This is a genomic window from Dysgonomonas reticulitermitis (assembly GCF_054601275.1).
Genome location: NZ_BAAHWU010000082.1, coordinates 1 through 6,852, shown reverse-complemented (window position 1 = coordinate 6,852; position 6,852 = coordinate 1). Strand labels below are relative to the sequence as shown.

At 39.2% G+C, this 6,852-nt stretch carries 5 protein-coding genes; all 5 read left to right on the top strand.

What is annotated here, in order from left to right:
- Positions 1 to 2,827: SusC/RagA family TonB-linked outer membrane protein (locus ACYPZI_RS15250; protein WP_459603120.1), on the top strand; the 2,827-nt coding region annotated here is incomplete at its 5' end.
- A 21-nt stretch (positions 2,828 to 2,848) separates the two neighbouring features.
- Positions 2,849 to 4,894 (top strand): RagB/SusD family nutrient uptake outer membrane protein, encoded by a 2,046-nt coding sequence (locus ACYPZI_RS15245; RefSeq protein WP_459603118.1) that lies wholly within the window; start codon positions 2,849 to 2,851, stop codon positions 4,892 to 4,894.
- A gap of 440 nt (positions 4,895 to 5,334) precedes the next feature.
- Positions 5,335 to 5,478 (top strand): hypothetical protein, encoded by a 144-nt coding sequence (locus tag ACYPZI_RS15240; RefSeq protein WP_459603116.1) that lies wholly within the window; start codon positions 5,335 to 5,337, stop codon positions 5,476 to 5,478.
- Between the two features lie 424 nt (positions 5,479 to 5,902).
- Positions 5,903 to 6,220, top strand: coding sequence for an RteC domain-containing protein (locus ACYPZI_RS15235; RefSeq protein WP_459603114.1), 318 nt, complete (start codon positions 5,903 to 5,905; stop codon positions 6,218 to 6,220).
- A 111-nt stretch (positions 6,221 to 6,331) separates the two neighbouring features.
- Positions 6,332 to 6,852, top strand: a 521-nt coding sequence (locus ACYPZI_RS15230; protein WP_459603112.1) for a recombinase family protein, incomplete at its 3' end; no start/stop codon positions are given.

The following is a 6,852-nucleotide window of genomic DNA, read 5'->3' as shown; positions in this document are numbered from 1 at the left end:
AGTTGCTATCCGTGTGCGTGGAGGAAGTTCCATTTCGCAAAACAATGACCCTTTAATCCTGATTGATGGTGTCAGCGGTACATTAAGCGATATTCCTATAGACCAGATAGAAAGCATAGATGTGCTAAAAGATGCATCCTCTACAGCAATCTATGGCGCACGTGGGGCTAATGGCGTAATTCTCGTTACTACAAAGGGAGCAAAAGAAGGGAAAGTTTCGGTTACTTACAATGGTTACATGAAAATCAATACACCTGTTAAATATTTAGAAGCTCTTTCCTCCTATGATTATCTGAAGTATGTATGGGCAAATGCCGATGCAAATGGTGCAACTTACAGAACTCCATTTGAAAAACTATATGGCATAGGAACATATACAGAACATAATCCGGGCGGAATCGAAAGTTATAGGAACATTGATACTTACGATATGCAAAAGGATGTTTATAACGGTTCTTTCTCCCACAATCATGATTTATCAGTATCAGGAGGAACAGATAAAACAAAAGTCATGTTTTCTGTAAATTATATGGACGAGCAGGGTATGAAACTAAATTCTTATTCAAAACGTGCGAATGTATCGCTTAAGGTTGATCAAAAATTATTCGACAATCTTAATATAAGCTTGGATACGCGCTATACGGATGTTGAGAATATGGGAAATGAAGGTACTACAAGTGGAAGCGGTTCTTTGCTGTCTTCTTCTTATAAATTCCGACCTATTGCCTTGGTGGATATTCTAGGAGATACAGATGCATTGAGAGAAGGCAACATAGAGCAGTACGGAAAAACTACAACATGGGATACTTATAGTTCTTATAACCGTATCAAAGATTATGAACCTCTTTCTACAAGGCAAAATTTACGCGGAACAGTCACTTTGAACTGGAAAATTATTAAAGGGGTGACTTACCGTACAGACTTAAGCCTTAGCCGGAGATGGAATCAGACAAAGGCGTGGTCGGGAGCCATTTATAACAACTACCTTGATGATGTAACCGGTGAAAAACTTTACGCCGGAGCTGTCGATTATTTGAAATCGGATAGTTGGGGTTCACGCTGGACAAATACATTAAATTATGATGTCAGTTTTGCCCAAACACATAAAATAAATGCATTGGCAGGATATGAAGTCTCCAATTCAGGCGGTAGTGAGATAAGAATATCTGCAAACCATTTTCCTTCGAACTTTACAAAGGATAATGCTTTTGCTATGATCAATCAGTATGATCAGAATGCAGGTACCAGTGCTTTTTCATCAAGCATAAATATTCCTAGCCGTATCCTTTCGTTCTTTGGTAGAGCAAACTATACTTTGTTAAACAGGTATTTATTTACATTTACTTTTCGAGCCGATGGCTCGTCAAAGTTCGCCCCTGATCACCGTTGGGGATATTTTCCTGCTGGAGCCTTTGCTTGGCGGCTATCGGAAGAATCTTTCATGAAGACTGCTAGTTGGATTGATAACCTAAAACTTCGTTTGTCTTACGGTCAAGTAGGTAATGATGGCATCAGTTCCGATTTGTGGTCTCAGCTCTGGACTTCAGAAACCGATCGGAGGTGGCAATATGTACTCGACAATCAATATCGATCCGCTTATGACCTCTCCTCTACACAAATGGCAAATGCAGACCTGAAATGGGAGACAACCATAACACAGAATATAGGTGTTGACTTTGGGTTTTTCAATAATAGGCTTTGGGGTACAATTGATATATATAAAAATACGACCAAAGATTTACTTATGTTGACAAATATACCCGGAATCACAGGTTTTACTTCGACCTATGCCAATATTGGGCAAACAAGCAACAAGGGTATTGAAATTTCGCTTTCGGGTGTAATTTTAAAAAATAAGGATTGGGAAATAACAGCAAGTGGTAATATTAATTTTAACAAAGGCAATGTGGATAAGCTTGCAGATGATGTAACTGGACTTTACGGAACAAAATGGGCAAGTAGTAGCACATATCCGTCCGACGATTATATACTGAAAGTGGGAAGTCCTGTCGGTTTAATAAGAGGATTGGTTTATGACGGTTTCTATACTACCGACGATTTCAATTACGAGAACGGCATGTATACACTGAAAGACAGAGTTGCCGATGTAGGTTCTTTTATTGGAGCCGTACATGGAATAGGATCCGGTGAGCGCCCATCGGGACAAATAGCATACCCGGGGCTCATTAAATATAAGGATTTGGATGGTAGCGGTACGATAGATGAAGAAGACCTGACTGTCATTGGGAATATGAACCCTGTCCATACTGGTGGTTTCAATATCAGTGCAACATACAAAAATGTGGATTTTGGCGCATATTTCAACTGGAGTTATGGAAATGAAATCTACAATGTGAATAAATTAGCATCTTTGTATGGATATAAAGAAATGGGCGTCTATGAAAATAAACTTTCCATTATAAAAAATGCATATAGACTTTATGATGTAGTCGACGGACAACTTGTACGATACACTACACCCGAACAACTGAATGCTCTCAATATAAATGCATCATTGCCACTGGCATACAATGAGAATGGCGTAACATCATCCTTAGGTATTGAAAATGGTTCGTATTTACGCTTGAATACGCTTACCTTGGGCTATACATTCCCTAAACAGATTATAAAGAGAGTAGGAATAGGCAATCTTCGCATTTATAGTAGTATATATAACCTGTTAACTGTTACCGGATATTCAGGTCTTGATCCTGAGGTAAATACGAACATGGAACAAAATCATGCCGTATATCCTACCCTGGGTTTGGATTGGGGTAGTTATCCCCGTGCCCGGTCTTTTGTTATTGGTTTAAATCTTAATTTCTAATGATCAATGATACAATAAATTATGAAAAAAATAATATCTTATATAGCCATATTGACGTTATGCATTTCCTTTATTCAATGTAGTCACTATCTCGACACTGCATCTCCGTCTAATACGGATGATGATTTTGTAACGTCCACAACTTCCGAAACATTTAAAACGTTATCTTGGTGTTATGCTAATTATCGCCAAAATTGTGCAATAGGTCTGTATAATTGGAACGACCCCATAGGATCAGACGCGGAGATGTATCCCGAAGCGACCTCTACAAACAATCTGAATGCTATTATGCTGTCAGAATCCATGACAATAGATGCTATGAGAGACCCATTTAACAATCTTTACAGCACATTAGCCCGCGCTGCCAAAGTAGCCGACTTAATAGTCCACAAAACGGAATATCAGTCTGACATAGTATCGGGTACAACCTCTGATTGGACTCAACTATATGGAGAGGCGATAACAATAAAAGCTTTCTGCTATTTCAATCTGGTAAAACATTATGGAGATGTTCCCTATGGTTATGAGAATAGTTACGTCGATGATTATACTTTAGCTTCACGATTCGATATCTATGATAATTTGATTGCTTCCCTGAAAGAAGTAGAATCTTTAATGTACAGATTAGGAGAAGGCGGTATAACCGCTGAGCGTTTCTCCAAAACGTTTGCAAACGCACTGATAGGACAAATAGCTCTTTATGCCGGAAGCTATCAAACCATACGTACAGATGTTGCAGATCTGTATGGAAATGTACAGTTTACCACAAAAGGCAAAGAAGAATACAACTGTAAGTATGCACGGCGTACCGATTATCTCGATTATTACAAAATTGCTGAACAATATTTGCAGGCGGCAATTGATAACAAAGGGGTTGCTTATTTAATCGCTTCTGATGAAAGAAACTATGCGAATAATCCATTCCAACGCCATTTTCAATATATGCACGAATTGAAAATAAGCCCCGAATCTTTATTTGAAATAGGTAATATTCAGGGAGGCCAGAGTGGGCAAACTACAACAAGTGACTATCCATACAATTTTGGACGCCCTTCCAATGGTGGAGGTTCAAATGCTGCACCATGTAAGGTGTTTGCCGCTGTACGTGCAATACCTACATTTTATTATGGCGAATTTGAGAGCGAAGATAAACGAAGAGATGTTAGCACAACAGTAACGGGAAGCGTTGGCGATGGGAATGAGTCTATGCTTAATTTCAAGCCGGGTTCGAAACTTGAGGGAGGAATTTCGCTCAATAAATGGGATGATAACCGTATGAATCCACCTTATTCTGCATCCCAAAGGCAGTCAGGTATCAATTATCCCGTTTTGAGAATAGCCGATGTAATATTGATGTTATCTGAAGTTAAAGCCGAATTGGGGAAAAATGCCGAAGCTATTAGTCTGGTTAATCAAATTCGTGAAAGGGCATTTGGAAATTCGGCTCACAATATAAATGGACTATCCGATGAGGCACTGAAAGAAGCGATATTGCAAGAACGAAAGTTGGAATTTTTCGGAGAAGGGGTACGTCGTTGGGACTTAATACGTTCAGGTAAATTTTCGGAAAGGGCGATTATTGTCCGTAACGAAATGAAGGTTATGATAAATAATTTGCGTACTCAGGGATATCACCGATTTGCAAACGGTAATGTGATATCTAATTATATTTTGACTAAGAAAGTCAGATTGGATAATCCATTGACATATGATTGTACAGATGTTAACGATCCTGTTCTATTCCCGGGATGGAGAGGTCAGTATGATTGGAGTACATCAGTAGTAAGTGGTAAAGTAAAGGGTACAGATCATAATGTGGCAATTAAAGGACTATTCAATTACATTGACCCAAATGGAACAGAGGCAGCCTCATTGATTGCAGATGGGTATGTATTGACCAACTGGGCCATTGATATTGTGGACAATGAAACAAGTTATGACAGAAATATTCTTTCAGGAATAAAAACGACTCAAGACCCACCTAGATATTTTTATCCTATTCCTTTTGAAACTATCAGCAAATCAAAAGGTAAGATAACAAATGGTTATGGTTTGCCTCAACAATAAACATATTACCAAGACTCGGCTATTCTGATGAAAATATATCTAAAAATAACTAATAGTACGTAGCGTTCTACTGTATATAGGCTGGGGTAATCATTTCCCCGACCAGTCATTTTTTTAAGGATTCCCCTACGTTTCTAAAGAACTTACCAACTGATTTACACATAAAAAGATCGGTTTGGTGGAAATGGGTATGCCTACGTCGAATGGTACGGACTGCTAATCTGCTCATGGGAAAATGCTCGGCTGATTGTCGAAAGACTGACAAATAAGGAACAGCTCCCGTCAATCGAGTTTTTACATTCTATTCGCTCCCCTTGAAGTGGCAAGGTTGCGATGGCCTGTCGGTTCGTGCTATTACCGTATTGGATTGATAGGTTTTTCGTAAAATACACGATAAGCATAGAACTAATTTATAAACAACATATAAAATATGAAAAGATATGTACGATCGGCATGTTCAATCATGGATTCTCTTACTGGGTCTATGGTACACTACTATACTGGCGTCATTGTTTGCTTGGAAGCGTTTGCTGGAAACAAAGAGCAAGACGCTGAAAGATATGGAGGAAATATGGAAGGAATAATTATCCGGTGCAGGTAAGTCGGATAAGTCGGCATGAATACAATCTATTCCATTGATATCAAGGAATATGAATGATATGGGTTTATAGTTCGCATTTGTAAATTAAGCAGTAAGAATGAATTTTACATACTTCGTTCTTGCTGCTTTTTTTCAAATCTTCCTCACAAGATGAAGTTATTCAATTTTTAATCAGGTTACCAAATATTTAAAAATGTAAAACGCAAAAAATGATGGAACGGTTTATTTCGATGAGGCTGTTCCCCGCGCTGCGGGAGGCCTTGCAAACGGGTATCGATGTCCGACCGGAGGTATTGGAAAATATATATGTGGAATTTGCCGGATAATTATTCACAGAAGGCATTGCATGTACAGACAGGGAAACGTACCGTCATGCGCTTGTTTATACCCGCGCAGAACTTGCAGGATTGACAAACGTACCGGGAAAAAATGCAGAAATTTATCTCTGCAAGTCCATTGAACTTGTTGATAAGCAAATAGAATGGACAGAAAAACAAATCCTGGCGGAACATGATTCCGCCTGCCCTTTCCGGAAACAGGCCTTGCCCCAAGCGCTCCTCCGGTGGACTGCCAATAAAACCGATTTGATAGAACTGCTCTATGCGCTACATACGGCAGGCTACTTCAATAACGGAAAAACTTCACTTAACCGGATAGCGCAATATTTCGGGGAGGTATTCGGTATAGACCTTTCCTGTTTCCCGCGCGACTTTTATGAAATGTAAGCATTCGGTATTGCGCATCTTGCGCATGCTATCGCCAGGGTTTAACTTTGTCTATAAAATAAGTCACGGTTGTTTATAACGAGAGTTAGCCGACCGTTTAGTAAATGTAAAATGGCAAAAACAGACACAAAAACCTATATTGCATATCTCAGGCAAAGTACTAAAAAGCAAGAGACAAGTGGGCTTGGTATAGCTGCACAACAGGAGATTATCCAAAACTATTTAAATGGAGCATCTATCCTTGAAGAATATATAGAAACCGAAACAGGTAAAGACAACAATCGTCCCAAACTGAAGGCGGCGCTTTTGTTATGCCGTCAGAGTAATTCCGTCTTAATTTGTGCTAAGCCGGACCGTTTATCCAGAAACGTAGCTTTTACCAGCCGGTTATTGGAAAGCGATGTAGAGATTGTATTTTGCGACTTCCCTCAGTCCAACCGTTTCATCTTACATATTATCAGTTCGATTTCAGAGTATGAAGCAAAATTGATATCCGAGCGTACCAGGCAATCATTAAAAGCCAAGAAAGCCAATGGAGTAAAACTGGGTAAACCGGAGAACCTGTTGAATAATCATAGCAAAGCTATCAGACGAAGTGTTAAAACTAATCAGGATAAAGCCCGGTACAATCA